The 25,937-nt window shown below is 38.9% G+C and carries 25 protein-coding genes; 24 read left to right on the plus strand and 1 reads right to left on the minus strand.

Going from position 1 to position 25,937, the window contains the following annotated elements:
- Positions 1–11: 11 nt before the first annotated feature.
- From recG to OVN23_RS05595, 24 genes are all read left to right on the plus strand, one after another.
- Entirely contained in the window at positions 12–2,027 is a 2,016-nt protein-coding gene (gene recG / locus OVN23_RS05480; RefSeq protein ID WP_267240778.1) for an ATP-dependent DNA helicase RecG, read from the plus strand.
- 579 nt (positions 2,028–2,606) lie between these two features.
- Positions 2,607–3,587 (plus strand): acetylxylan esterase, encoded by a 981-nt coding sequence (locus OVN23_RS05485; RefSeq protein ID WP_173276530.1) that lies wholly within the window; start codon positions 2,607–2,609, stop codon positions 3,585–3,587.
- 618 nt (positions 3,588–4,205) lie between these two features.
- The gene (locus OVN23_RS05490) at positions 4,206–4,433 is read left to right on the plus strand and encodes a hypothetical protein (protein WP_050234264.1); all 228 of its coding nucleotides are present in this window, start codon (positions 4,206–4,208) and stop codon (positions 4,431–4,433) included.
- A gap of 288 nt (positions 4,434–4,721) precedes the next feature.
- A complete protein-coding gene (locus OVN23_RS05495; protein ID WP_267240779.1) occupies positions 4,722–4,910 on the plus strand; it encodes a YSIRK-type signal peptide-containing protein in 189 nt (62 codons plus the stop codon).
- A 164-nt stretch (positions 4,911–5,074) separates the two neighbouring features.
- On the plus strand, positions 5,075–8,053 hold the full coding sequence (locus OVN23_RS05500; RefSeq protein ID WP_319946280.1) for a sialidase domain-containing protein: 2,979 nt from the start codon (positions 5,075–5,077) through the stop codon (positions 8,051–8,053).
- A 1,051-nt stretch (positions 8,054–9,104) separates the two neighbouring features.
- A complete protein-coding gene (locus tag OVN23_RS05505; protein WP_173218885.1) occupies positions 9,105–10,004 on the plus strand; it encodes an Rpn family recombination-promoting nuclease/putative transposase in 900 nt (299 codons plus the stop codon).
- 1,102 nt (positions 10,005–11,106) lie between these two features.
- Positions 11,107–11,559, plus strand: a complete 453-nt coding sequence (locus OVN23_RS05510) for a YhcH/YjgK/YiaL family protein (RefSeq protein ID WP_164227051.1) — start codon at positions 11,107–11,109, stop codon at positions 11,557–11,559.
- An 18-nt stretch (positions 11,560–11,577) separates the two neighbouring features.
- Positions 11,578–12,915: an ABC transporter substrate-binding protein gene (locus OVN23_RS05515; protein ID WP_267240780.1), complete on the plus strand. Its 1,338-nt coding sequence runs from the start codon at positions 11,578–11,580 to the stop codon at positions 12,913–12,915.
- 78 nt (positions 12,916–12,993) lie between these two features.
- Positions 12,994–13,878, plus strand: coding sequence for a carbohydrate ABC transporter permease (locus OVN23_RS05520; protein ID WP_000237988.1), 885 nt, complete (start codon positions 12,994–12,996; stop codon positions 13,876–13,878).
- Positions 13,878–14,711 carry a carbohydrate ABC transporter permease gene (locus tag OVN23_RS05525; RefSeq protein ID WP_172925310.1) on the plus strand — a complete coding sequence of 278 codons (834 nt, stop codon included), beginning with the start codon at positions 13,878–13,880 and terminating at the stop codon, positions 14,709–14,711. The genes OVN23_RS05520 and OVN23_RS05525 overlap by 1 nt, the downstream gene beginning before the upstream one ends.
- 6 nt (positions 14,712–14,717) lie before the next feature.
- Positions 14,718–15,062 (plus strand): hypothetical protein, encoded by a 345-nt coding sequence (locus tag OVN23_RS05530; protein ID WP_250849836.1) that lies wholly within the window; start codon positions 14,718–14,720, stop codon positions 15,060–15,062.
- Positions 14,975–16,021 carry a Gfo/Idh/MocA family protein gene (locus OVN23_RS05535; protein ID WP_267240788.1) on the plus strand — a complete coding sequence of 349 codons (1,047 nt, stop codon included), beginning with the start codon at positions 14,975–14,977 and terminating at the stop codon, positions 16,019–16,021. Before OVN23_RS05530 ends, OVN23_RS05535 begins: the two co-directional genes overlap by 88 nt.
- Positions 16,022–16,200: 179 nt before the next feature.
- Positions 16,201–16,899: an N-acetylmannosamine-6-phosphate 2-epimerase gene (locus OVN23_RS05540; protein WP_001135655.1), complete on the plus strand. Its 699-nt coding sequence runs from the start codon at positions 16,201–16,203 to the stop codon at positions 16,897–16,899.
- A 114-nt stretch (positions 16,900–17,013) separates the two neighbouring features.
- Positions 17,014–18,342, plus strand: a complete 1,329-nt coding sequence (locus tag OVN23_RS05545) for an ABC transporter substrate-binding protein (RefSeq protein WP_267240781.1) — start codon at positions 17,014–17,016, stop codon at positions 18,340–18,342.
- Between the two features lie 251 nt (positions 18,343–18,593).
- Complete coding sequence (locus OVN23_RS05550; RefSeq protein ID WP_162278974.1) at positions 18,594–19,460, plus strand: carbohydrate ABC transporter permease; 867 nt, start codon at positions 18,594–18,596, stop codon at positions 19,458–19,460.
- Between the two features lie 15 nt (positions 19,461–19,475).
- Positions 19,476–20,315 (plus strand): carbohydrate ABC transporter permease, encoded by an 840-nt coding sequence (locus OVN23_RS05555; protein ID WP_001192006.1) that lies wholly within the window; start codon positions 19,476–19,478, stop codon positions 20,313–20,315.
- A 272-nt stretch (positions 20,316–20,587) separates the two neighbouring features.
- Positions 20,588–21,040 carry a YhcH/YjgK/YiaL family protein gene (locus OVN23_RS05560; RefSeq protein WP_050222347.1) on the plus strand — a complete coding sequence of 151 codons (453 nt, stop codon included), beginning with the start codon at positions 20,588–20,590 and terminating at the stop codon, positions 21,038–21,040.
- An 85-nt stretch (positions 21,041–21,125) separates the two neighbouring features.
- The gene (locus OVN23_RS05565) at positions 21,126–21,290 is read left to right on the plus strand and encodes a hypothetical protein (RefSeq protein ID WP_173228713.1); all 165 of its coding nucleotides are present in this window, start codon (positions 21,126–21,128) and stop codon (positions 21,288–21,290) included.
- A 9-nt stretch (positions 21,291–21,299) separates the two neighbouring features.
- A complete protein-coding gene (locus tag OVN23_RS05570) occupies positions 21,300–21,494 on the plus strand; it encodes a hypothetical protein (protein ID WP_025169385.1) in 195 nt (64 codons plus the stop codon).
- Between the two features lie 82 nt (positions 21,495–21,576).
- Positions 21,577–22,221, plus strand: a complete 645-nt coding sequence (locus OVN23_RS05575) for a YesL family protein (RefSeq protein ID WP_173228769.1) — start codon at positions 21,577–21,579, stop codon at positions 22,219–22,221.
- Positions 22,222–22,394: 173 nt separating this feature from the next.
- Positions 22,395–23,312 carry a dihydrodipicolinate synthase family protein gene (locus OVN23_RS05580; RefSeq protein ID WP_267240782.1) on the plus strand — a complete coding sequence of 306 codons (918 nt, stop codon included), beginning with the start codon at positions 22,395–22,397 and terminating at the stop codon, positions 23,310–23,312.
- Between the two features lie 17 nt (positions 23,313–23,329).
- On the plus strand, positions 23,330–24,214 hold the full coding sequence (locus OVN23_RS05585) for an ROK family protein (RefSeq protein ID WP_267240783.1): 885 nt from the start codon (positions 23,330–23,332) through the stop codon (positions 24,212–24,214).
- 96 nt (positions 24,215–24,310) lie between these two features.
- On the plus strand, positions 24,311–24,598 hold the full coding sequence (locus OVN23_RS05590; protein ID WP_173276629.1) for a hypothetical protein: 288 nt from the start codon (positions 24,311–24,313) through the stop codon (positions 24,596–24,598).
- On the plus strand, positions 24,588–24,938 hold the full coding sequence (locus OVN23_RS05595) for a type II toxin-antitoxin system RelE/ParE family toxin (protein ID WP_173276630.1): 351 nt from the start codon (positions 24,588–24,590) through the stop codon (positions 24,936–24,938). Before OVN23_RS05590 ends, OVN23_RS05595 begins: the two co-directional genes overlap by 11 nt.
- Before the next feature lie 61 nt (positions 24,939–24,999).
- On the opposite strand, the gene OVN23_RS05600 is transcribed toward OVN23_RS05595, so the two are convergent.
- Positions 25,000–25,851, minus strand: coding sequence for a MurR/RpiR family transcriptional regulator (locus OVN23_RS05600; protein ID WP_267240784.1), 852 nt, complete (start codon positions 25,849–25,851; stop codon positions 25,000–25,002).
- Between the last annotated feature and the right edge of the window lie 86 nt (positions 25,852–25,937).

A 25,937-nucleotide genomic window follows, 5' to 3' on the forward strand; every position in this document is an offset into this window, starting at 1 on the left:
AGGAGTGGAGCATGAATCTACATCAACCCTTGCATGTCTTGCCTGGTGTGGGACCAAAGTCAGCAGAAAAATACGCCAAACTAGGAATTGAAAATTTGCAAGACCTCTTGCTCTACTTTCCTTTCCGTTATGAAGACTTCAAAACTAAGCAAGTGCTGGAACTGGAAGATGGGGAGAAGGCAGTCCTATCTGGTCAAGTCGTGACTCCTGCTAGTGTCCAGTATTATGGTTTCAAGCGCAATCGCCTGCGCTTTAGCCTCAAGCAGGGAGAAGTCGTTTTTGCGGTGAATTTCTTTAACCAGCCCTATCTAGCAGATAAGATAGAGTTGGGAGCAACCCTTGCTGTCTTTGGAAAATGGGACCGCGCCAAGGCTAGTCTGACTGGGATGAAGGTCCTAGCTCAGGTGGAAGATGACCTCCAACCTGTTTATCGCTTGGCTCAGGGAATCAGTCAAGCCAGTCTGATCAAGGTTATTAAGACAGCCTTTGATCAGGGACTGGACCTCTTGATTGAGGAAAATCTGCCCCAGTCCTTTCTGGACAAATACAAACTCATGTCCCGTTGTCAGGCAGTCCGAGCTATGCATTTTCCTAAGGATTTGGCAGAATACAAGCAGGCTCTTCGCCGTATCAAGTTTGAGGAACTCTTTTATTTCCAAATGCAGTTGCAGACGCTCAAGTCTGAAAATAGAGTTCAGGGAAGCGGTCTGGTTCTGAATTGGTCTCAGAAAAAAGTGACAGCAGTCAAGGAAAGCCTTCCTTTTGCCTTGACCCCAGCTCAAGAAAAAAGTTTGCAGGAAATTTTGATCGACATGAAGTCCGACCACCACATGAATCGTCTCCTACAAGGAGATGTGGGGAGCGGAAAAACGGTAGTCGCTGGCTTGGCTATGTTTGCGGCAGTGACGGCTGGCTACCAATCAGCCCTAATGGTACCAACAGAAATCCTTGCAGAGCAACACTTTGAGAGTTTACGGAACCTCTTTCCAGAATTGAAACTGGCTCTCTTGACAGGTTCCTTAAAAGCTGCAGAAAAGAGAGAAGTCTTGGAGACTATTGCCAAGGGTGAGGCTGATTTGATTATCGGAACCCACGCTTTGATACAAGATGGGGTGGATTATGATCGCCTTGGTTTGATTATTATCGATGAGCAGCACCGTTTTGGTGTAGGGCAACGGCGTGTTCTGAGAGAAAAAGGGGACAATCCAGATGTACTCATGATGACAGCGACTCCCATTCCACGAACCTTGGCTATCACAGCCTTTGGAGATATGGATGTTTCCATTATTGACCAGATGCCAGCAGGACGGAAGCCTATTGTAACACGTTGGATCAAGCATGAGCAACTACCTCAGGTTTTGACTTGGTTAGAGGGAGAAATTCAAAAAGGTTCTCAAGCCTATGTCATCTCTCCCTTGATTGAAGAATCAGAAGCTCTGGATCTGAAAAATGCTATTGCCTTATCAGAAGAGTTGACGGCTCATTTTGCAGGTAAGGCAGAGGTGGCTCTTTTACATGGTAAGATGAAGAGTGATGAAAAAGACCAGATTATGCAGGAGTTCAAAGAGCGAAAAACGGATATTCTAGTTTCAACGACGGTTATCGAGGTCGGGGTCAATGTTCCAAATGCGACCGTTATGATTATCATGGATGCCGATCGGTTCGGGCTCAGCCAGCTTCACCAGCTCAGAGGTCGTGTGGGTCGGGGAGATAAGCAGTCTTATGCAGTTCTCGTTGCCAATCCCAAGACTGATTCTGGGAAAGACCGCATGCGCATCATGACAGAAACGACCAATGGATTTGTTCTTGCTGAGGAAGATTTGAAAATGCGTGGTTCTGGTGAGATTTTTGGAACCAGACAGTCAGGACTTCCAGAATTCCAAGTGGCTGATATTATCGAAGATTTTCCGATTTTAGAAGAAGCCAGAAAGGTTGCTAGCTACATTAGTTCGATAGAAGGCTGGCAAGAGGATCCAGAGTGGCGCATGATTGCCTTTCATTTGGAAAAGAAAGAACATCTAGATTAAGCTTTCTCTAAGGAAAACTTAAGCTAGCTTTCAGGTTTGGCCCTTATACTAGAGTCATCAAAAAGAAACGAGGACTCTCAGATGACAGTAACGATTAAAGTAAATTACCAAACTACTTTCCAAAAGAAAGAAGCAACAAACTAAGATTGAATAAAGGAAGAAGAGCGTAACTGCTCTTTTTTCGTTACACAGAAGCTTGGCAAGAGGATCCAGAGTGGCGCATGATTGCTCTTCATCTGGAAAAGAAAGAACATTTAGATTAAGCTTTCTCTAAGGAAAACTTAAGCTAGCTTTCAGGTTTGACCCTTATACTAGAGTCATCAAAAAGAAACGAGGACTCTCACATGACAGTAACGATTAAAGTAAATTACCAAACTACTTTCCAAAAGAAGGAAGCAAAAAACTAGTATAAACAGAAGAGAGAGCGAAATGCTCTTTTTTCGTTTCTAAAACTACTTTCAGCCCATCATCCTAAAAGTAAAGAATCTAAATTCACTTTCTATTTACCCTTCTTTCTTGCATTGATTACATAGATATGCTACAGTTGTGATAGTGATTACAAAATAAAAGGAGCATGCTATGAAAAATCCGGCTTTATTAGAAGAAATGAAGACCTATCTAGGAAGAGATGGGGTCCCAGAAGACTTTGATGTTTTCTGGGATGGGGAAGTGAAAAAAGTTTCCACGCTTCCAGCCTACCAGTTGGAGGAAAGAGATTTTCACATCCCTCAAGTCAAGTGCTATGAGTTAACTTTTGAAGGAAGCAATGAAGGCAAGATCTATGCATGCGTCGTTCTTCCAAAGAGTGAGGAGAAGGTTCCTCTAATCTTCCATTTTCATGGTTATATGGGACGTGGTTGGGATTGGACCGACATGCTGGCCTTCACCGTAGCTGGTTACGGTGTTGTTTCCATGGACGTTCGAGGCCAGTCAGGTTACTCGCAAGACGGCTTGCGTTCTCCTCTAGGGAATACCGTTAAGGGGCATATCATCCGTGGTGCTGTGGAAGGTCGGGATCATCTCTTTTATAAGGATGTTTATCTGGACATTTACCAGTTGGTTGAAATTATTGCTAGTCTGCCTCAGGTGGATGAGAAGCGACTTTCCAGCTATGGTGCCTCTCAAGGAGGGGCTTTAGCTCTGGTTGCAGCAGCGCTCAATCCTAGAATTGAGAAAACTGTTGCGATCTATCCTTTCTTGTCAGACTTCAGACGAGTCCTTGAGATTGGGAATACCAGTGAGGCCTATGACGAACTTTTCCGTTATTTCAAGTTTCACGACCCCTTCCATGAAACAGAGGAGGAAATCATGGCGACTCTTGCCTATATCGATGTGAAAAATCTTGCTCATCGTATCAAGGGTGAAGTTAAGATGATTACAGGCTTGGACGACGATGTTTGCTATCCCATTACCCAGTTTGCGATTTATAATCGTCTGACCTGCGATAAAACCTATCGTATCATGCCTGAGTATGCCCACGAAGCCATGAATGTTTTTGTCAATGACCAGGTTTATAACTGGCTCTGTGGGAGTGAGATTCCTTTTAAATATCTAAAATAAGGAGTCGACTCTAAGCACAAAATCTTAAAAATCACAAACACGCATAGTATCAGGTATTGAACAAGCTTGATACTATGCGTTTTATCATGGAAATATTTATAGAATTTTTTGTTGCTAGCTTTGTCAAATTGCTTAAAATAATTTTTTTCAGAAAGCAAAAGCCGATACCTATCGAGTAGAGTAGTTCTTGCTATCGTCAGGCTTGTCTGTAGGTGTTAATACTTTCCAAAAATCTCTTCAAACCACGTCAGCTTTCATCTGTAACCTCAAAACAGTGTCTTGAGCATCATGCGGCTAGCTTCTTAGTTTGGTCTTTGATTTTCATTGAGTATAAAAACAGATGAGTCTCTGTTTTCTTTTTATGGACTATAAATGTTCAGCTGAAACTACTTTCAAGGACATTATTATATAAAAGAGTTTCTTGAAACTAAAATCTATTATATCACACTATATTGAAAGCGTTTTAAAAATGAGGTATAATAAATTTGCTAACACTTATAAAAAGTGATAGAATCTTATCTTTATGTATATTTAAAGATAGATTGCTGTAAAAATAGTAGCAGCTATGCGAAATGACAGATAGAGAGAAGGGATTGAAGCTTAGAAAAGGGGAATAATATGATATTTAAGGCATTCAAGACAAAAAAGCAGAGAAAAAGACAAGTTGAACTACTTTTGACAGTTTTTTTCGACAGTTTTCTGATTGATTTATTTCTTCACTTATTTGGGATTGTCCCCTTTAAGTTGGATAAGATTCTGATTGTAAGCTTGATTATATTTCCCATTATTTCTATAAGTATTTATGCCTACGAAAAGCTATTTGAAAAAGTGTTCGATAAGGATTGAGCAGGAAGTATGGTATAAATAGCATAGGCTGATGTCCAATAATTTGCTTATAAAGAGATATTTTAGTTTAATTGCAGCGGTGTCCTGGTAGATAAACTAGATTGGCAGGAGTCTGATTGGAGAAAGGAGAGGGGAAAATTGACACCGATTTGAGATAGTTTGTTTAGTTCATTTTTGTCATTTAAATGAACTGTAGTAAAAGAAAGTTAAGAAAAGACAAACTAAGTGTATTTTCTGGAGTAAATGTCTTATTTCAGAAATCGGGATATAGATATAGAGAGGATCAGTATGAATCGGAGTGTTCAAGAACGTAAGTGTCGTTATAGCATTAGGAAACTATCGGTAGGAGCGGTTTCTATGATTGTAGGAGCAGTGGTATTTGGAACGTCTCCTGTTTTAGCTCAAGAAGGGGCGAGTGAGCAACCTCTGGCAAATGAAACTCAACTTTCGGGGGGGGGGGGGGGAGCTCAACCCTAACTGATACAGAAAAGAGCCAGCCTTCTGAGGAAGGAGAAAATATAACTCTTCCTGCAGAGCATGTAGAGTCTGTTTCAGAGACTGAACTTTCTGGCAATGAGCAAGAACAAGAAAGGGAAGATAAGCAAGAAGAAAAAATTCCAAGAGATTACTATGCACGAGATTTGGAAAATGTCGAAACAGTGATAGAAAAAGATGACTTAGAGACGAATGATTCAAATGGAAAAAGAGTAGACTTGTCTGATGAATTAGAGAAAGTAAAGGGACTCCAAAATGCAACTGTTCATGTGGAGTTCAAACCGGCTGCTGATAGTCCTAGTTTTTACAATCTCTTTTCTGCTTCCAGTACAACTAAAATAAATGAATACTTTACAATGGCAATCAATAATGGGACAGCTTTGATAGAGGGACGTGGAGCTGATGGTAGTCAATTTTATGGAAGTTATACAGATGCGCCTTTGAAGATTAGACCAGGCAAGTATAATTCGGTTACTTTTACTGTTGAAAGACCAAGAAAGGATAGTCCAAATGGTCAGGTTCGTCTTTATGTGAATGGTGTATTATCTCGTACGAATAAAAAGTCAGGAAAATTCCTGGCAGACATGCCAGATGTGGATAAACTCCAGTTAGGTGCAACTAATAGAGCAGGAGAACTGAAGTGGGGCTCAAATCTTTCTATTCGTAATCTGACTGTATACAATCGTGCTCTAACTCCAGAGGAAGTCAAAAAACGTAGCCAGTTATTTGATGTAACAGATATTGAACCGTCACTTCCTGAAGGGGCAGTCTTGACAGAAAAGCAAGAGTTGTTTATGAGTGGTGTCAATGATAAGCCAAATAGTGAAGGAATTAAGAGTTATCGGATTCCAGCTTTGCTACGTACGGATAAAGGAACATTACTAGCAGGAGCAGATCAGCGTCGTCTCCACCATTCTGATTGGGGAGATATTGCTATGGTCGTTAGGAGAAGTGAGGATGGGGGAACTACTTGGCAGCCAACCTTAACCTTGACCAATCTGCGAGACAATCCAGAAGCAAAAGATCCACAGGCACCATCTCCACTTAATATCGATATGGTCTTGGTTCAAGATCCTACCACAAAGAGAATTTTTTCAATCTATGATATGTTCCCAGAAGGGCGGGCGGTATTTGGAATGCCAAACAAACCTCAAAAAGCTTATCAACAAGTTGGAGATAAGCACTATCAATTACTATATAAACAAGGGGAAAATCAAGCATATACTGTTCGAGAAAACGGAGAAGTATATGATGCAAATAATCAAAAAACAGATTATCGCGTTGTAGTGGATCCAAAAGAAGAAGCCTACAGAGATAAGGGCGACCTCTATAAAGGAGAAGTGCTTCTTGGGAATATTTACTTTGCTCAGTCTGCTAAAAATCCATTTCGTGTAGCCTACACTAGTTATTTATGGCTTTCCTATAGTGATGATGATGGGAAAACTTGGTCGCAACCAAGAGATATTACACCATCAATTCGCCAAGATTGGATGAAATTTTTAGGAACAGGTCCAGGTACAGGAATTGTGCTTAGAACAGGAGAGCACAAGGGTCGTATCTTAGTTCCTACTTATACCACCAATGCTATCTCCCATCTAAGCGGATCCCAGTCTTCTCGTTTGATTTATTCAGATGACCATGGAGAAACATGGCAGGCTGGAGCTGCTGTCAATGATGATAGGACAGTAGGCGGAAGGAAAATTCATTCCTCAACTATGAATAATAGTCCTGCCCAAAATACAGAGTCAGTTGCTGTACAGTTAAATAATGGTGATGTGAAACTCTTTATGAGAGGATTAACGGGTGATTTACAGGTTGACACAAGTAAAGATGGTGGGCAAACTTGGGACAAAGAAATCAAGAGATACAATCAGGTTAAAGATGTTTATGTCCAAATGGCTGCTATTCACACCATGCACGAAGGAAAAGAATACATCATTTTAACCAATTCAGGAGGACCTAAACGGACGAATGGAATGGCTCATTTGGCTCGTGTAGAGGACAACGGAGACTTGACTTGGTTACATCATAGACCAATTCAAAAAGGAGAGTTTGCCTATAATTCGCTTCAAGAATTAGGAAATGGTGAGTATGGTATCTTGTATGAACATACTGAAAAAGGACAGAATGCCTATACCCTATCATTTAGAAAATTTAACTGGGAATTTTTAACAAAAGATCCGGTATATCCAACGAGTGTAACTATCAGGGAAGTTCGTAAATTGGAAACAGAAGAAGAGGATGCAGAACAAGGCATCTTAGCTATGCAATTTGATTCTGAGGTACTAGTGAATTCTATTCCGACTTTGACTTTAGCGAATGGACACAAAGCTACCTTCTTGACCCAGGCAGATCAAAAAACTCTACTTTTCACCTTTAATAAAGAAGATGCAGGTCAAGAAATTACAGGTCTACTGGCCGGTAGAATTGACAGTATGCATGATTTACCAGTTACACTAGCTGGTAGTAGAATTCCTGAAGATACGAAAGAAAATCCTGTCGAGACCATGAATACAGTAAGAGAAGATGTATCTGAGGAGATGACAGAAAGGAAGTCAGAGAAGAATCAAGTGTCTATGGAGCCTTCAGGCAGAATGGTAGCAAACTCTCCTCTTACTTCTCTTGCTCCTCGTTATCTCCAATCTTATGTAGGAGATGTTACTTTAACTCCTCTTAAAACTGAGATTAAAGTTCCAGTAACGACTGGTTGGAAGCAAGAAAATGGTGCGTGGTATTTTTATACATCTGCTGGTGAAGTGGTGAAAGGCTGGCTTCAGGAAGCGGGTAAATGGTACTACTTGAGTTCTACTGGTGCGATGGCAACTGGTTGGGTGAAAGATGGTAACCAATGGTATTATTTGAGTGAGAGTGGAGCAATGTCTACTGGCTGGGTTGAATCCAGCGGTGTGTGGTACTATCTCAATGCTAATGGTTCAATGGCAACTGGTTGGATAAAAGATGGAGACCATTGGTACTATCAGGAATCATCTGGTGCAATGAAGGTAAATCAATGGTTCCAAGTTGGAGACAAATGGTACTATGTCAATGAAAGCGGAAGATTAGCTGTTAATACCATAGTGGATGGTTATAAAGTTAACTCCAATGGGGAGTGGGTCAACTACTAGAACCTTGGATGTTGATGAATAACTGAGACATGTTTTGTCCGTCATAGAGATAAAAAGTTTATTTAGATAGTTTTCGTAGAAATTTCTACTTTAAGAAAAAGTCAATTTAGATGAGCTCTTATTGCCGGGTAAATGCCTTGCTAGTCGTAAATAAACTGTATATTTCCGACTTACTTAGGACTGGATACCACTAGTCGCAACTTAACAGTTCGCTTTAAGTGTTAAAATGCATATAGCTAGTTATTGGTTATATGCGTTTTTGTTCTTGATTATTTTATTTCTGTCTTGGAATATAGGTAAAATTATAGTAAAATAAAATTCTGTAAATCATGTTGGTAGATATACAGGAAGAAGAGTGTATTGTTGACAATACAGCACATAGAATCCAACATGTCCTTATACTCAAAAAATCAAAGAGCAAATTAGGAAGCTAACCGTAGCCTGCTCAAAATACCGTTTTGAGGTTGTAGATAGAACTGACGAAGTCAGCTCAAAACACCGTTTTGAGGTTGCAGATAGAACTGACGAAGTCAGTAACATATACATACGGCACGACAAGGCTGACATGGTTTGAAGAGTATGGAACAATCATAACTTATTTGAAGATTTTAAAAGATTGTAAGCTATTATATCTGGATAAATAAGTATTAGAAACTAAAGTGAGGAAAAAGATGTTTTTTATATTTAAAAGGTTTAGGAAAATTTCGTATCGCTAACACCAGACGGCTATAGAGTGAACGAGTACGGGGAATGGATCAACTGAACTTGCTTTATGGCATATTGACGAGCAAGCTAGTAGTATAAAAAAACATTAGAATTAATAGTCTAGGAAGTGGTAAGGATTTTCTAAAATGGTTGATTTTGTAATCTTTTTTGTAAAATATAGTCTTTAATAAATAATATGAGTAAAATTCATCTCTTTGAAAGTGATTAGGGGTAATAGTTTTTAACTTTCTCACTTCTTTTATCTTTCTTTTCCGAATAAATAGATAGGAGCACCAAATCTAGCAAACCTAGATTAAAAATGTGCTATAATAGAAGGAGGAAAAGGATGATTCTAAGACATCCGGGCATTAGCCCGACCAATGACTTGGTTGCTAAGAAAATTTTCAGCAACCCAGAAATCACTTGTCAATTTATTCGCGATATGCTGGACTTGCCAGCCAAAAATGTAACCATTTTAGAGGGAAGCAATATTCACGTTTTGCCTTCCCTACCCTACTCGGCACAGGATTTCTATACCAGTATAGACGTCTTGGCAGAGTTAGACAATGGGACACAAGTTATTATTGAGATTCAGGTACATCATCAGAATTTTTTCATCAATCGCCTGTGGGCTTACTTGTGTAGTCAGGTCAATCAAAATCTCGAAAAAATTCGTCAACGAGAAGGTGATACCCACCAGAGTTACAAGCATATCGCACCAGTATACGCTATCGCTATCGTGGACAGTAATTATTTTCAAGATGACTTAGCTTTTCATAGCTTTAGCATGCGCGAGGATACGACAGGTGAGGTCTTAACCATCACAAATAACGGTCAAGCAAACCATCTAGTCAAGATGGCATTCTTGGAATTAAAAAAATACAGAGAAACCAGCAAAGATAGCATTCGCAAACCGTGGTTGGAGTTTTTTGGGAACAAACCCTTTACCCAGCGCCCCGAGCGAGCCATCAGCCAAGCAGATCAACTGCTGGACTACAAGAGCTGGTCCGAGGAGGACAGGAAAATGTTTAGTCAACTACGTATGCGAGAAGAACAAGCCTTGTTAGCACAGGACTATGCCTTGGAACAAGCTGAAGAAAAAGGGTTGGAGAGAGGTCGGGCAGAAGGACTTGAACGTGGAAAACTTTTTGCCTTTCTGGATATGGTTCGCCAAGGACTTCTGACTTCCGAGGTTGCCAGTCAGCAGTTGGGTATGTCAGTATCTGAGTTTGAGGCGTTGTTGTAAGATCAGCAATAATAGACAAGAAAACCATCTGGTTAAGATGGCATTCTTGGAATTAAAAAACTCTAGGCACAAAATCTTAAAAAACACAAACACGCATAGTATCAGGTATTGAACAAGCTTGATACTATGCGTTTTATAGTGCATTGAATCTATATTAGGACACTACAATTCTTAAATCATTGTTAGAAATTAGTTTGAATTTTCCAATCAATTTATTCGATTTTTACATCATTGCATTATATCATGCGACTATTAACCTTGTTTTCTCCTAAAATTGACTTTCTTGTTTTTTTATCTTGTCCACTCGAAACAGGTCTTGCAAGAAATCTACTTATTTTTGAAAGTACTTTTAATGTAGTTGATATAGTTAAAAAGATTTGAAACTAAATTCCAAATTAGAAAAAGGCTTGAAATACTAAAAAAAAAAAGTATACTCTAATTGAAAACGGTAACAAAACTAATTTAGAGTATTTCTCTCTTAAAAGTTCTTGGTGAAACGAGATGTAGAAAGGAGATTTAGCCAAAGAGTCTATTAGTGCTAGAATAATAGATTAGAATTATTTTAGAAAAACTAATACTCAATGAAAATCAAAGAGCAAACTAGGAAACTAGCCGCAGGCTGTACTTGAGTACGGCAAGGCGACGTTGACGCAGTTTGAATTTGATTTTCGAAGAGTATAAGTGAGCAGCTTATAAATTCAATTCCCCAAATAGATTCATACTAGTATCTTTTGCAAAAAATAAAGGGCGACTTCCTTCATGAATATCAATTTCATCTATAAGGAAGGTAGCTAATTGAACTAACTTATTTATTCTGTTTGTCGCTAGAAAAATCAGACCTCCTTGTGAAGATTGAGGAGATACTGAATGAAAATCAAAGAGGAAACTAGCAAGCTAGTAGCAGATTGCCCAAAACACCGCTTTGAGGTTGTAGATAAGACTGACCTATATAATCCAAGGTGAAGCGACTGTGGTTTGAAGAGATTTTCAAAGAGTATAGGCTAGAGAGTAGTGTTTTTATGTCCTTCTAGTAGAAAATGCTAGACAGAAGAATGGGGAACTTGGATAGGAAAAATAGATTGAGAAAGGAGGTTAAAAAGAGATGATTATTACAAAAATTAGCCGTTTAGGAACTTATGTGGGAGTAAATCCACATTTTGCAACATTGATAGATTTTCTAGAAAAAACAGGACTAGAAAATTTAACAGAAGGTCCGATTGCTATCGATGGTAATCGATTGTTTGGGAATTGCTTTACTTATCTAGCAGACGGTCAAGCAGGAGCCTTCTTTGAAACTCACCAAAAATATTTGGATATTCATTTAGTTTTGGAAAACGAAGAAGCCATGGCTGTTACGTCGCCAGAAAATGTAAGCGTTACCCAAGAGTATGATGAAGAGAAGGATATTGAATTATACACAGGGAAAGTGGAACAGTTGGTTCAGTTGAGAGCTGGCGAATGTCTCATCACTTTTCCAGAAGATTTACATCAACCCAAGGTTCGTATAAATGATGAACCTGTGAAAAAAGTTGTCTTTAAAGTTGCGATTTTTTAATGTAGAAAGGGAAGAACGATGAAAAAAATGAGAAAATTTTTATGTCTAGCTGGAGTTGCGCTAGCAGCCGTTGCCTTGGTAGCTTGTTCAGGAAAAAAAGAAGTTACAACTAGTACTGAACCACCGACAGAATTATCTGGTGAGATTACAATGTGGCACTCCTTTACTCAAGGACCGCGTTTAGAAAGTATTCAAAAATCAGCAGATGCTTTCATGCAAAAGCATCCAAAAACGAAAATCAAGATTGAAACATTCTCTTGGAATGACTTCTATACTAAATGGACTACAGGTTTAGCAAATGGGAATGTGCCAGATATCAGTACAGCTCTTCCTAACCAAGTAATGGAAATGGTCAACTCAGATGCTTTGGTTCCGCTAAATGATTCTATCAAGCGTATTGGACAGGATAAATTTAACGAAACTGCCTTAAATGAAGCAAAAATCGGAGATGATTACTACTCTGTTCCTCTTTATTCACATGCACAAGTTATGTGGGTTAGAACAGATTTGTTAAAAGAACATAATATTGAGGTTCCTAAAACTTGGGATCAACTCTATGAAGCTTCTAAAAAATTGAAAGAAGCTGGAGTTTATGGCTTGTCTGTTCCGTTCGGAACAAATGACTTAATGGCAACACGCTTCTTGAACTTCTACGTACGTAGTGGTGGAGGAAGCCTCTTAACAAAAGATCTTAAAGCAGATTTGACAAGTCAACTTGCTCAAGATGGTATTAAATACTGGGTTAAAATGTATAAAGAAATTTCACCTCAAGATTCTTTGAACTTTAATGTCCTTCAACAAGCTACCTTGTTCTATCAAGGAAAAACAGCATTTGACTTTAACTCTGGCTTCCATATTGGAGGCATCAATGCCAACAGTCCTCAACTGATTGATTCGATTGATGCTTATCCTATTCCAAAAATCAAAGAATCTGATAAAGACCAAGGAATTGAGACCTCAAACATTCCAATGGTTGTTTGGAAAAATTCAAAACATCCAGAAGTTGCTAAAGCATTCTTAGAATCACTTTATAATGAAGAAGACTACGTTAAATTCCTTGATTCAACTCCAGTAGGTATGTTGCCAACTATTAAGGGGATTAGCGATTCTGCAGCCTATAAAGAAAATGAAACTCGTAAGAAATTTAAACATGCTGAAGAAGTAATTACTGAAGCTGTTAAAAAAGGTACTGCTATTGGTTATGAAAATGGACCAAGTGTACAAGCTGGTATGTTGACTAACCAACACATTATTGAACAAATGTTCCAAGATATCATTACAAATGGAACAGATCCTATGAAAGCAGCAAAAGAAGCAGAAAAACAATTAAACGATTTATTTGAGGCTGTTCAGTAGATGTAAAAGACTAGAAAATAGGTGGGCTAGTGAGCTGAAAAGCCCTAGCCCAATCTTGTAAAAGAAGGGAGAAGGAGAATGGTTAAAGAACGTAATTTAACTCGCTGGATATTTGTTTTGCCAGCTATGATTATCGTAGGATTACTCTTTGTTTATCCGTTTTTCTCGAGTATTTTTTATAGCTTTACCAATAAGCATTTGATTATGCCCAATTACAAATTTGTTGGTTTAGCTAACTATAAAGCTGTGCTATCAGATCCCAACTTCTTTAATGCGTTCTTTAATTCAATTAAGTGGACCGTTTTCTCATTAGTTGGTCAAGTTTTAGTAGGGTTTGTATTGGCTTTAGCTCTTCACAGAGTACGCCACTTCAAGAAATTATATAGGACCTTATTGATTGTTCCTTGGGCATTTCCTACCATCGTTATTGCCTTTTCTTGGCAGTGGATTCTAAACGGGGTTTATGGCTACTTACCTAATCTAATCGTAAAATTAGGTTTAATGGAACATACACCTGCATTTTTGACAGATAGTACATGGGCATTTCTATGTTTGGTGTTTATCAACATTTGGTTTGGAGCGCCGATGATTATGGTCAATGTGCTTTCGGCATTGCAGACAGTACCAGAAGAACAATTTGAGGCTGCTAAGATAGATGGTGCTTCAAGTTGGCAGGTGTTCAAGTTTATCGTCTTTCCACATATTAAAGTGGTTGTAGGACTTCTAGTTGTTTTGAGAACTGTATGGATCTTTAATAACTTTGACATTATCTACCTCATTACTGGTGGTGGACCAGCCAATGCTACAACGACGCTCCCAATTTTTGCTTACAACCTAGGTTGGGGAACTAAATTATTGGGTCGTGCCTCAGCAGTTACAGTATTGCTCTTTATCTTCTTGGTGGCGATTTGCTTTATCTACTTTGCTATCATCAGTAAGTGGGAAAAGGAGGGTAGAAAATAATGAAGAAGAAATCCGGTATTTATTTAGATGTTCTCTCACATGTACTCTTGATTGGTGCGACTATTGTTGCAATTTTCCCATTGGTATGGATTATCATATCTTCTGTCAAGGGTAAAGGGGAATTAACTCAGTATCCAACACGATTTTGGCCTGAACAATTTACATTAGATTATTTCACTCATGTTATCAACGATTTGCACTTTATTGATAACATTCGAAACAGTTTAATCATTGCCTTAGCTACAACCGTTATTGCGATTATTATTTCTGCTATGGCAGCCTATGGTATTGTTCGATTCTTCCCTAAATTGGGAGCAATCATGTCAAGATTACTCGTCATTACCTACATTTTCCCACCAATTCTGTTAGCAATTCCCTATTCAATTGCCATTGCTAAAGTTGGGTTAACAAATAGTTTATTTGGCTTGATGATGGTTTATCTATCTTTTAGTGTTCCATATGCAGTTTGGCTCTTAGTTGGATTTTTCCAAACAGTTCCAATTGGAATTGAAGAAGCAGCTCGAATTGATGGTGCAAATAAATTTGTTACTTTTTATAAAGTTGTGCTACCGATTGTAGCACCAGGTATTGTAGCAACAGCTATTTATACATTTATCAATGCTTGGAATGAATTCCTGTATGCTTTGATTTTGATTAACAATACAGGAAAGATGACAGTAGCAGTAGCCCTTCGATCACTTAACGGTTCAGAAATTTTAGACTGGGGAGATATGATGGCTGCATCTGTTATTGTAGTTCTTCCATCAATCATTTTCTTCTCAATTATCCAAAATAAGATTGCAAGTGGATTGTCAGAAGGATCTGTGAAGTAATACTCAATGAAAATCAAAGAGCAAACTAGGAAACTAGCCGCAGGTTGCTCAAAGTACAGCTTTGAGGTTGCAGATAAAACTGACGAAGTCAGCTCAAAACACGTTTTTGAGGCTGTAGATGAAGCGACGTTGACGCGGTTTGAAGAGATTTTCGAAGAGTATAAGTTAAAATTAGAAAGTTTATTCAATAATAAAGGAGAAAAAACATGGTTAAATACGGTGTTGTTGGAACAGGATATTTTGGAGCTGAATTGGCTCGCTATATGCAAAAGAATGATGGAGCAGAGATTACTCTTCTCTATGATCCAGATAATGCAGAGGCAATTGCAGAAGAATTGGGAGCAAAAGTAGCAAGCTCCCTAGATGAGTTGGTTTCTAGCGATGAAGTAGATTGTGTTATCGTCGCAACTCCAAATAATCTTCATAAGGAACCGGTTATTAAGGCTGCACAACATGGTAAAAATGTTTTCTGTGAAAAACCAATTGCGCTTTCTTATCAAGATTGTCGCGAGATGGTAGATGCGTGTAAAGAAAACAATGTAACCTTTATGGCAGGACATATTATGAATTTCTTTAATGGTGTTCATCACGCAAAAGAACTCATTAATCAAGGAGTGATTGGAGACGTTCTATATTGTCACACTGCTCGTAATGGTTGGGAAGAACAACAACCGTCCGTATCATGGAAAAAAATTCGTGAAAAATCAGGTGGTCACTTGTATCACCACATCCATGAGTTGGATTGTGTTCAATTCCTTATGGGTGGCATGCCTGAAACTGTAACTATGACAGGTGGAAATGTAGCCCATGAAGGTGAACATTTCGGTGATGAAGATGATATGATTTTTGTCAATATGGAATTTTCTAATAAGCGTTTTGCCTTGTTAGAATGGGGTTCAGCTTATCGTTGGGGTGAACATTATGTCTTAATCCAAGGAACGAAAGGTGCTATCCGCTTAGACTTATTCAACTGTAAAGGAACTCTTAAGCTAGATGGACAAGAAAGCTATTTCTTGATTCACGAATCTCAAGAAGAAGATGATGATCGTACTCGTATCTATCATAGTACAGAGATGGACGGAGCAATTGCTTATGGTAAACCAGGTAAACGTACTCCATTATGGCTATCATCTGTCATTGATAAAGAAATGCGCTGTCTGCATGAGATTATGCAAGGAGCTCCAGTATCAGAAGAATTTGCAAAACTATTGACAGGTGAAGCTGCTCTAGAAGCAATTGCTACTGCAGATGCTTGTACCCAGTCTATGTTTGAAGATCGCAAAGTAAAATTGTCAGAAATTGTAAAATAAATTTTGGTATTCTCCTATTATAGGCCAACTTGCTCCTCTGAAAGTACTTTTAGAGGAGCTGTTTGACTTGGCTAGTTTTTGAAACTGAAATCTATTATACTACAAACTCTTGAAAACGTTTTATTTTTGAGGTATAATAATCTCATAGAAACAAAGAAAAAGGAAAAGGAGGAAAGAGGATGCCACAGATTAGCAAAGAAGCCTTGATTGAGCAAATCAAAGATGGAATCATCGTTTCTTGTCAGGCTCTTCCTCATGAACCGCTTTATACAGAAGCGGGAGGGGTGATTCCCTTGCTGGTCAAAGCGGCTGAGCAAGGTGGAGCAGTCGGTATCCGAGCCAATAGTGTTCGCGATATCAAGGAAATTAAGGAAGTCACCAAACTTCCGATTATTGGGATAATCAAACGAGATTATCCGCCACAAGAACCCTTCATCACGGCTACTATGAAAGAAGTTGATGAATTGGCAGAACTGGACATCGAGGTGATTGCTCTGGATTGTACCAAGCGTGAACGCTACGATGGTTTGGAAATTCAAGAGTTCATTCGTCAGGTCAAGGAGAAATATCCTAACCAGCTCTTGATGGCGGACACCAGTACTTTTGAAGAAGGATTGGCAGCGGTCGAAGCAGGAATTGACTTTGTCGGAACAACCTTATCAGGCTACACATCCTACAGTCCAAAAGTAGACGGCCCAGATTTTGAACTCATCAAAAAACTCTGCGATGCCGGTGTAGATGTCATTGCAGAAGGGAAAATTCATACACCAGAACAAGCCAAACAAATCCTTGAATATGGAGTGCGAGGTATCGTTGTTGGTGGCGCTATTACTAGACCAAAAGAGATTACAGAACGCTTTGTTGCTGGTCTCAAATAACACAATCTTAAAACAGAGGAGAGTGGTGGATGAGTAGGATGGAATGAAATCGCATACAAGAAATAAAGAACTCATTATCCAAGTTGGATACGCTTATTACATAGGAGAATACAGATGAAATTTAGAAAATTAGCTTGTACAGTACTTGCGAGTGCTGCGGTTCTTGGTCTTGCTGCTTGTGGCAATTCTGGCGGAAGTAAAGATGCTGGCAAATCAGGTGGTGACAGTGCCAAAACAGAAATCACTTGGTGGGCATTCCCAGTATTTACCCAAGAAAAAACTGGTGACGGTGTTGGAACTTATGAAAAATCAATCATCGAAGCTTTTGAAAAAGCCAATCCAGATGTAAAAGTGAAATTGGAAACCATCGACTTCAAGTCAGGTCCTGAAAAAATCACAACAGCTATCGAAGCTGGAACAGCTCCAGACGTACTCTTTGATGCACCAGGACGTATCATCCAATACGGTAAAAACGGTAAATTGGCTGAGTTGAACGATCTTTTCACAGATGAATTTGTTAAAGATGTCAACAATGAAAACATCGTACAAGCAAGTAAAGCTGGAGACAAGGCTTACATGTATCCAATTAGTTCTGCTCCATTCTACATGGCAATGAACAAGAAAATGTTAGAAGATGCTGGAGTGGCAAACCTTGTAAAAGAAGGTTGGACAACTGATGATTTTGAAAAAGTATTGAAAGCACTCAAAGACAAGGGTTACACACCAGGTTCATTGTTCAGTTCTGGTCAAGGGGGAGACCAAGGAACACGTGCCTTTATCTCTAACCTTTATAGTGGTTCTGTAACAGATGAAAAAGTTAGCAAATATACAACTGATGATCCTAAATTCGTCAAAGGTCTTGAAAAAGCAACTAGCTGGATTAAAGACAATTTGCTCAATAATGGTTCACAATTTGACGGTGGGGCAGATATCCAAAACTTTGCCAACGGTCAAACATCTTACACAATCCTTTGGGCACCAGCTCAAAATGGTATCCAAGCTAAACTTTTAGAAGCAAGTAAGGTAGAAGTGGTAGAAGTACCATTCCCATCAGACGAAGGTAAACCAGCTCTTGAATACCTTGTAAACGGATTTGCAGTATTCAACAATAAAGACGACAAGAAAGTTGCAGCATCTAAGAAATTCGTTCAATTTATCGCGGATGACAAAGAATGGGGTCCAAAAGACGTTGTTCGTACAGGTGCCTTCCCAGTTCGTACATCATTTGGCAAACTTTATGATGACAAACGCATGGAAACAATCAGCAGCTGGACTCAATACTACTCACCATACTACAACACTATTGATGGATTTGCTGAAATGAGAACACTTTGGTTCCCAATGTTGCAATCTGTATCAAATGGTGACGAAAAACCAGCGGACGCTTTGAAAGCCTTCACTGAAAAAGCGAACGAAACAATTAAAAAAGCTATGAAACAATAGTCCTTAGTTATTCTATAAAAAGTAGTTTTTTAAAGAACCTAAGAGTGTATACCCCCTTTTCCCTCTACACAGATAGTGTAAGAAAAGGGGGGCTTTTGTTTAAAATGTAAGAAATTGTCACGAAATTAAAATGAAGTTCTTACATAAGCGAATCATAAAAAATTTCATTTTGATTTTAAAACAGTTCAAGAAAGTCAAAAAATATTCTATTTGAAAGAGAGGTGCCTACTGTGAAAGTCAATAAAATCCGTATGAGGGAAACAGTGATTTCCTATGCTTTCCTAGCACCAGTGTTGTTCTTCTTTATTATCTTTGTTTTAGTACCAATGATTATGGGCTTCATCACAAGTTTCTTTAACTACTCTATGACTAGTTTTGAATTTGTGGGCTTAGATAACTATGTCCGTATGTTTAAAGATCCTGTCTTTACAAAATCTCTGATTAACACAGTTATTTTGGTTGTTGGCTCTGTACCGATTGTTGTTCTCTTTTCGCTCTTTGTAGCGTCACAGACCTACCATCAAAATGCTATTGCCAGATCTTTTTACCGTTTCGTCTTCTTCCTTCCAGTTGTAACAGGTAGTGTTGCCGTAACGGTTGTATGGAAATGGATTTATGATCCGCTATCAGGTATCTTAAACTTTGTTTTGAAATCTAGTCATATCATCACTCAAAATATTTCATGGCTGGGCGACAAGCACTGGGCATTGCTGGCGATTATGATTATCCTCTTGACAACGTCTGTTGGTCAACCGATTATCCTCTACATCGCAGCTATGGGGAATATTGACAATTCATTGGTTGAAGCAGCTCGTGTTGACGGTGCAACTGAATTTCAAGTTTTCTGGAAGATTAAATGGCCAAGCCTTCTTCCAACAACTCTTTATATCGCAATCATCACGACAATCAACTCCTTCCAAGTTTTCGCCTTGATTCAATTGTTGACATCTGGTGGGCCAAACTACTCTACAAGTACCTTAATGTACTACCTGTACGAAAAAGCCTTCCAATTGACAGAATACGGATATGCCAACACCATCGGTGTCTTCTTGGCAGTCATGATTGCGATCGTAAGCTTTGTTCAATTTAAGGCGCTCGGAAACGACGTAGAATACTAAAGAAAGGAGACAGCTATGCAATCTACAGAAAAAAAACCATTAACAGCCTTTACTGTTATTTCAACAATCATTTTGCTCTTGTTGACTGTGCTGTTCATCTTTCCATTCTACTGGATTTTGACAGGGGCATTCAAATCACAACCTGATACCATTATGATTCCGCCACAATGGTTCCCTAAAATGCCAACCATGGAAAACTTCCAACAACTTATGGTGCAGAACCCTGCCTTGCAATGGATGTGGAACTCAGTATTTATCTCATTGGTAACCATGTTCTTAGTTTGTGCAACCTCATCTCTAGCAGGTTATGTATTGGCTAAAAAACGTTTCTATGGTCAACGCATTCTCTTCGCTATCTTCATCGCTGCTATGGCGCTTCCAAAACAAGTTGTCCTTGTACCATTGGTACGTATCGTCAACTTCATGGGAATTCATGACACTCTTTGGGCAGTTATTTTGCCTTTGATTGGATGGCCATTTGGTGTCTTCCTTATGAAACAATTCAGCGAAAATATCCCTACAGAGTTGCTCGAATCAGCTAAGATTGACGGTTGTGGTGAGATTCGTACCTTCTGGAGCGTAGCCTTCCCAATTGTGAAACCAGGATTTGCGGCTCTTGCAATCTTTACCTTCATCAATACTTGGAACGACTACTTCATGCAGTTGGTAATGTTGACTTCACGTAACAATTTGACTATTTCACTTGGGGTTGCGACCATGCAGGCTGAAATGGCAACCAACTATGGTTTGATCATGGCAGGAGCTGCCCTTGCTGCTGTTCCAATCGTAACAGTCTTCCTAGTCTTCCAAAAATCCTTCACACAGGGGATTACTATGGGAGCGGTCAAAGGATAATACTCTGCGAAAATCGAATTCAAACTACGTCAGCGTCACCTTGCCATACTTAAGTATTGCCTGCGGTTAGCATCCTAGTTTGTTCTTCAATTTTCATTGAGTACAGGAAAATCAATCTATTAAGCTAAAGAAGTATATTTTATAGATCAAAAGAATATAGAGGTTATAAGTGTCTACAAAATGGAGGGTATGCAGTTACTTTATGAAGTTTTGTCAGACACTTATCAACTTAAGAATGGTTTTAGTTAACTATCAGAAACGAAGGAAAGAGTATGATTTTTGACGATTTGAAAAATATCACCTTTTACAAAGGAATTCATCCCAATCTTGACAAGGCAATTGATTATCTTTATGAACATCGTAAAGATTCATTCGAGTTAGGAAAATATGATATTGATGGTGACAAGGTCTTTCTAGTTGTTCAAGAAAATGTCCTAAATAAAGCTGAAAATGACCAGTTTGAACATCACAAGAACTATGCAGACTTGCATTTGTTGGTAGAAGGGCATGAATATTCTAGCTACGGTTCACGTATCAAAGATGAAGCAGTAGCATTCGACGAAGCGAGTGATATTGGCTTTGTTCATTGTCATGAACACTACCCACTCTTGTTGGGTTATCACAATTTTGCGATTTTCTTCCCAGGAGAGCCACATCAACCAAATGGTTATGCAGGTATGGAAGATCAAGTTCGCAAATATCTCTTTAAAATTTTGATTGATTAAAAATAGGATGAATTGTCTTTTTGTAAATCTTTGACAATAATCTACCATGAAATTGGTCTTTTTGAGGTAGAGAAATGAGGTCTTATTGTCAGTATCTTTATTCAGAAATGCTATTGGTATGGCAGGATTGAAGTTCAGCAAAGTCTTTATGGCTGCGGGAGCAAGAGTAGGATTACTGACCAAGATTTATGGAAGGATTTTACAAATAGCTGTGAATCTAGTTGATGTATATGGTTGTATAAACTTTTAAAACGAGAGAATGAAAGCACTTTGTATTTTTTTATTGAATATGTTAGCTTGGACAGTGCTTGCAATGATAGTCCGTGGAGGGCTAGATGGATTTAATGAGCATACTTGGAGTACTATTTTAATTGCTTCGCTGTCCGGGATATATATAGATTATATGTCCATAGATAAAAATAGAAAAAAGTCCAAAAGAAAAAAGAAAAAATAGCTTTGTTCATGGTAGGGACTTATGAAAGCTTTACTGATAAAAAAGAAAATAGTTTACAAAGAAAAATGATGGGGGAGCAAAGATGTCACAAAAAGGAAGAAGTCTCATCAAGGCAGCATTTGATACAGACAACTTTCTCATGCGAATTAGTGAGAAGGTTTTAGATATTGTAACAGTCAATCTTCTCTTTGTAGTAACTTGTTTGCCAATCGTAACGATTGGAGTGGCTAAAATCAGCCTCTACGAGACCATGTTCGAAGTTAAGAAGAGCAGACGTGTTCCAGTTTTTAGAACCTATCTAAGAGTTTTCAGGCAAAATCTGAAACTAGGTTTTCAGTTGGGGATGTTAGAATTAGGAATTGTATTTCTAACTCTTTCAGATCTATATCTTTTCTGGGGTCAAACAGCTCTGCCCTTCCAATTGGTGAAAGCTATTTGTCTAGGTATTCTGATTTTTCTTACTATTGTGATGTTGGCTAGCTATCCAATCGCTGCGCGCTATGACCTATCTTGGAAAGAAATTCTCCAAAAAGGATTGATGTTGGCTAGTTTTAATGCTCCTTGGTTTATCTTGATGATCGCAATTATCTTTTTGATTTTGATGATTCTATATCTATCAGCCTTTACCCTTCTATTGGGAGGATCAGCTTTTATTCTCTTTGGTTTTGGACTTCTTGCTTTTTTACAAGTAGGAGTGATGGAAAAGCTATTTGCTAAGTATGAGTAAGGGTTGCAATTATTTCTGAAACTACTTTCAAAGGCTCCAAACGCTATTCTATAAGCGAGAAACTAAAATCTAAGTGCCTACAAGATATTGAAAGCCTTTTCGGTAAAGTGTATACTAAAGAAGTAAAGAAAGAATCTGCTTTAGCAGAAAATAAAAATAATAGGAGAAAATCTATGTCAGATTTGAAAAAATACGAAGGTGTCATTCCAGCCTTCTACGCATGTTATGATGAACAAGGAGAAGTAAGCCCAGAACGTACGCGTGCCTTGGTTCAATACTTCATTGATAAAGGTGTTCAAGGTCTCTATGTCAATGGTTCTTCTGGCGAATGTATCTACCAAAGCGTTGAAGACCGTAAGTTGATTTTGGAAGAAGTTATGGCAGTTGCCAAAGGTAAATTAACTATTATTGCCCACGTTGCTTGCAACAATACCAAAGATAGTATGGAACTTGCTCGCCATGCAGAAAGTTTGGGTGTAGATGCCATTGCAACGATTCCACCAATTTACTTCCGCTTGCCAGAATACTCAGTTGCTAAATACTGGAATGACATTAGTGCTGCAGCACCAAACACAGACTATGTTATCTACAACATTCCTCAATTGGCAGGTGTTGCTTTGACTCCAAGCCTTTACACTGAAATGTTGAAAAATCCACGTGTTATCGGTGTTAAGAACTCTTCTATGCCAGTTCAAGATATCCAAACCTTTGTGAGCCTTGGTGGAGAAGACCATATCGTCTTTAACGGTCCAGATGAGCAGTTCTTAGGTGGCCGTCTCATGGGTGCTAAGGCTGGTATCGGTGGTACTTACGGTGCTATGCCAGAACTCTTCTTGAAACTCAATGAGTTGATTGCTGACAAAGACTTGGAAACAGCGCGTGAATTACAGTATGCTATCAACGCTATCATTGGTAAACTGACTGCTGCACATGGAAATATGTACGGTGTGATTAAGGAAGTCTTGAAGATCAATGAAGGCTTGAATATTGGTTCTGTTCGTTCACCATTGACACCAGTGACTGAAGACGATCGTCCAGTTGTAGAAGCAGCTGCAGCCTTGATTCGTAAAACCAAGGAGCGCTTCCTCTAATCCATAAGGAGGTATTTATGACACACTATGTTGCAATTGATATCGGTGGAACCAACATCAAATATGGTTTGATCGACCAAGAAGGCCAACTTGTTGAATCGCATGAAATGCCAACAGAGGCGCATAAGGGTGGACCTCATATCTTACAAAAGACCAAAGATATTGTAGCCAGCTATTTAGAAAAAGGCCCAGTAGCAGGTGTTGCCATTTCTTCTGCAGGAATGGTGGATCCTGATAAGGGTGAGATTTTCTATGCTGGGCCTCAAATCCCTAACTACGCAGGAACCCAGTTCAAAAAGGAAATCGAGACTAGCTTTGCGATTCCTTGTGAAATTGAGAATGACGTCAACTGTGCAGGTCTGGCTGAGGCAGTATCTGGTTCAGGCAAGGGAGCGAGTGTCACCCTTTGCTTGACCATTGGAACAGGTATCGGAGGTTGCTTGATTATGGATGGAAAAGTCTTCCATGGATTTAGCAATTCAGCCTGCGAAGTTGGTTATATGCATATGCAGGATGGAGCGTTCCAAGATTTGGCTTCTACGACAGCCTTGGTGGAGTATGTAGCAGCAGGTCATGGAGATCCAGTTGACCAGTGGAATGGTCGTCGTATCTTTAAGGAAGCTACAGAAGGCAATAAACTCTGCATGGCTGGTATTGACCGCATGGTAGACTATCTAGGAAAAGGTCTGGCAAATATTTGCTATGTTGCCAATCCAGAAGTGGTCATTCTAGGTGGTGGTATCATGGGGCAAGAGGCTATCCTCAAACCGAAAATCCGCACAGCCTTGAAGGCAGCCTTAGTACCAAGCCTAGCTGAAAAAACACGATTAGAATTTGCCCATCACCAAAATACAGCAGGGATGTTGGGTGCCTACTATCATTTCAAGACAAAACAATCCTAGTTTGGCTGAGCCAAACTAGGATTTTCTAATCAAATTCCCTTGACTTTCTTTATAATCGTGAGATAATAAATAAAATATATAAAGGAGTTATATAAAATGTCTATAGCAAATCCAAATAAAATTGTGACCTTCCAAGCTAATAGAGAATTAGTAAATGATGCCATGGAAGTGTTAAAAGAAAAAAATCTCTCTCTTTCATCGGCACTTAGATTATTTTTAAAGAATGTTGCCGTAACAAATGAAGTAGATTTACTGAGTGAAGAGGAATTAGAGAAGGAGTATTTGTTTAGACAATTACAAGCAGAAGTTCAAGAAAGTTATGCCAAGATTGAGGCTGGAAATTACTTGACAGATGAGGATGTCGTGACACGCTATGGATTATAAAAAATATCGGATTTTGTATTCTCCTAAAGTGATTGATAGTCTGGATAAAATATATCAGTATATAGCAGAGGAAATCGGTTCTGTAGAGGCTGCGAGACGAAAAGTGGCGAGTATTAGAAAAGATATTAATCGGCTAGAAATTTTCCCCCAAGCTGGATTTGATGCCGATGAAAAATTTGGTAAGAAATTAGATCCTCGCTACCAAACGCGAGGATTGACCTTGAGTAAGGATTACATCGTATTATATACAATTGTTGAGGATACCGTCAGACTTGCTTATTTACTCCCTTCAAAAAGTGATTACATGAAATTATTCAAGGCTAAGTCAAGATATGACTAATTCATAATCTTGAAGAGGTATGTTTGGTGATGAATAAAAATCCTAGTCTGGTTTAACCAAACTAGGATTTTCTGACACGTTTTTGTCTACGATAGCCGTTGAGTTTTTTATTTTCCCAATAGCTGTTAAATATTTTCTCCTTGCTTTCGCGATTGATTTCCAAAAAGTAGGCATAAATCAAATCGATAAAGAAGAGCATAGGAAGTTGAGCGGATATTCGTTGGATATAGGAAGGCTGGCTGTGGGTGGCTACAAGAACAGTCTCTGTGTAGGTCTGGCTATCTTTACTGGGAACACTTGAAAAGAGTACAGTCTTTGCCCCCATCTCCTTGGCATCTAATAAACTGTCTAAAATAGAGGGAGTTGTGCCAGAAAGTGAGAAACCAAGTACGAGACAATTTTCGTCCATAATGCTGGTTGTCCAGGCAAAGCCGTCTTGATCGGTCAATGCCTCGCAGACCACACCTAGACGCATGAAGCGCAATTTCATTTCACGAGCAACAAGGCCAGAACTCCCTGTTCCGAAGAAGTAGACACGCTCAGCATCTTCGATTAATTGGGCAATTCGTTCTAGTTGGATTTCGTCAATCAAGTCTTGTGTTTGTTCCCTCATGTTGCTATAACTTCTGAGGACTCGTTTGGTCAGTGGACTGTGCTTGGAGACTTGGTTGGCTTGATTTTCTGCCTGATGTTGGTATTGGAAAATAAATTCTCGGTAGCCAGTAAAGCCACACTTTTTAGCAAAGCGAGTTAGTGCAGCCTGAGAGATATGTAATTTTTGAGTGACCTGTTGGGAAGATAAATCATCTGTAATCGTTTCAGCTTGCAAAAAATAGCGAGCGATTTCTTGCTCTAGGTCTGTCATTTCTTCAAAATGTGAATCAATGACAGTTGCGATATCTGGTTTGTCCATAGGGAAGGCTCCTTTAAATGAGTCGTATTGGAAAAAGGCTAGATTATTGAACTTTTACATTCATTATAACATATAATATAGGGATG

The sequence above is a fragment of the Streptococcus sp. Marseille-Q6488 genome, assembly GCF_946902925.1.
Taxonomy (GTDB): domain Bacteria; phylum Bacillota; class Bacilli; order Lactobacillales; family Streptococcaceae; genus Streptococcus.

Bases quoted from the DNA above. Each gene is read 5' to 3' on its own strand.
- recG (WP_267240778.1), top strand. From the start codon at position 12: ATGAATCTACATCAACCCTTGCATGTCTTGCCTGGTGTGGGACCAAAG.
- OVN23_RS05485 (WP_173276530.1), top strand. From the start codon at position 2,607: ATGAAAAATCCGGCTTTATTAGAAGAAATGAAGACCTATCTAGGAAGA.
- OVN23_RS05490 (WP_050234264.1), top strand. From the start codon at position 4,206: ATGATATTTAAGGCATTCAAGACAAAAAAGCAGAGAAAAAGACAAGTT.
- OVN23_RS05495 (WP_267240779.1), top strand. From the start codon at position 4,722: ATGAATCGGAGTGTTCAAGAACGTAAGTGTCGTTATAGCATTAGGAAA.
- OVN23_RS05505 (WP_173218885.1), top strand. From the start codon at position 9,105: ATGATTCTAAGACATCCGGGCATTAGCCCGACCAATGACTTGGTTGCT.
- OVN23_RS05510 (WP_164227051.1), top strand. From the start codon at position 11,107: ATGATTATTACAAAAATTAGCCGTTTAGGAACTTATGTGGGAGTAAAT.
- OVN23_RS05515 (WP_267240780.1), top strand. From the start codon at position 11,578: ATGAAAAAAATGAGAAAATTTTTATGTCTAGCTGGAGTTGCGCTAGCA.
- OVN23_RS05520 (WP_000237988.1), top strand. From the start codon at position 12,994: ATGGTTAAAGAACGTAATTTAACTCGCTGGATATTTGTTTTGCCAGCT.
- OVN23_RS05525 (WP_172925310.1), top strand. From the start codon at position 13,878: ATGAAGAAGAAATCCGGTATTTATTTAGATGTTCTCTCACATGTACTC.
- OVN23_RS05530 (WP_250849836.1), top strand. From the start codon at position 14,718: ATGAAAATCAAAGAGCAAACTAGGAAACTAGCCGCAGGTTGCTCAAAG.
- OVN23_RS05535 (WP_267240788.1), top strand. From the start codon at position 14,975: ATGCAAAAGAATGATGGAGCAGAGATTACTCTTCTCTATGATCCAGAT.
- OVN23_RS05540 (WP_001135655.1), top strand. From the start codon at position 16,201: ATGCCACAGATTAGCAAAGAAGCCTTGATTGAGCAAATCAAAGATGGA.
- OVN23_RS05545 (WP_267240781.1), top strand. From the start codon at position 17,014: ATGAAATTTAGAAAATTAGCTTGTACAGTACTTGCGAGTGCTGCGGTT.
- OVN23_RS05550 (WP_162278974.1), top strand. From the start codon at position 18,594: ATGAGGGAAACAGTGATTTCCTATGCTTTCCTAGCACCAGTGTTGTTC.
- OVN23_RS05555 (WP_001192006.1), top strand. From the start codon at position 19,476: ATGCAATCTACAGAAAAAAAACCATTAACAGCCTTTACTGTTATTTCA.
- OVN23_RS05560 (WP_050222347.1), top strand. From the start codon at position 20,588: ATGATTTTTGACGATTTGAAAAATATCACCTTTTACAAAGGAATTCAT.
- OVN23_RS05570 (WP_025169385.1), top strand. From the start codon at position 21,300: ATGAAAGCACTTTGTATTTTTTTATTGAATATGTTAGCTTGGACAGTG.
- OVN23_RS05575 (WP_173228769.1), top strand. From the start codon at position 21,577: ATGTCACAAAAAGGAAGAAGTCTCATCAAGGCAGCATTTGATACAGAC.
- OVN23_RS05580 (WP_267240782.1), top strand. From the start codon at position 22,395: ATGTCAGATTTGAAAAAATACGAAGGTGTCATTCCAGCCTTCTACGCA.
- OVN23_RS05585 (WP_267240783.1), top strand. From the start codon at position 23,330: ATGACACACTATGTTGCAATTGATATCGGTGGAACCAACATCAAATAT.
- OVN23_RS05590 (WP_173276629.1), top strand. From the start codon at position 24,311: ATGTCTATAGCAAATCCAAATAAAATTGTGACCTTCCAAGCTAATAGA.
- OVN23_RS05595 (WP_173276630.1), top strand. From the start codon at position 24,588: ATGGATTATAAAAAATATCGGATTTTGTATTCTCCTAAAGTGATTGAT.
- OVN23_RS05600 (WP_267240784.1), bottom strand. From the start codon at position 25,851: ATGGACAAACCAGATATCGCAACTGTCATTGATTCACATTTTGAAGAA.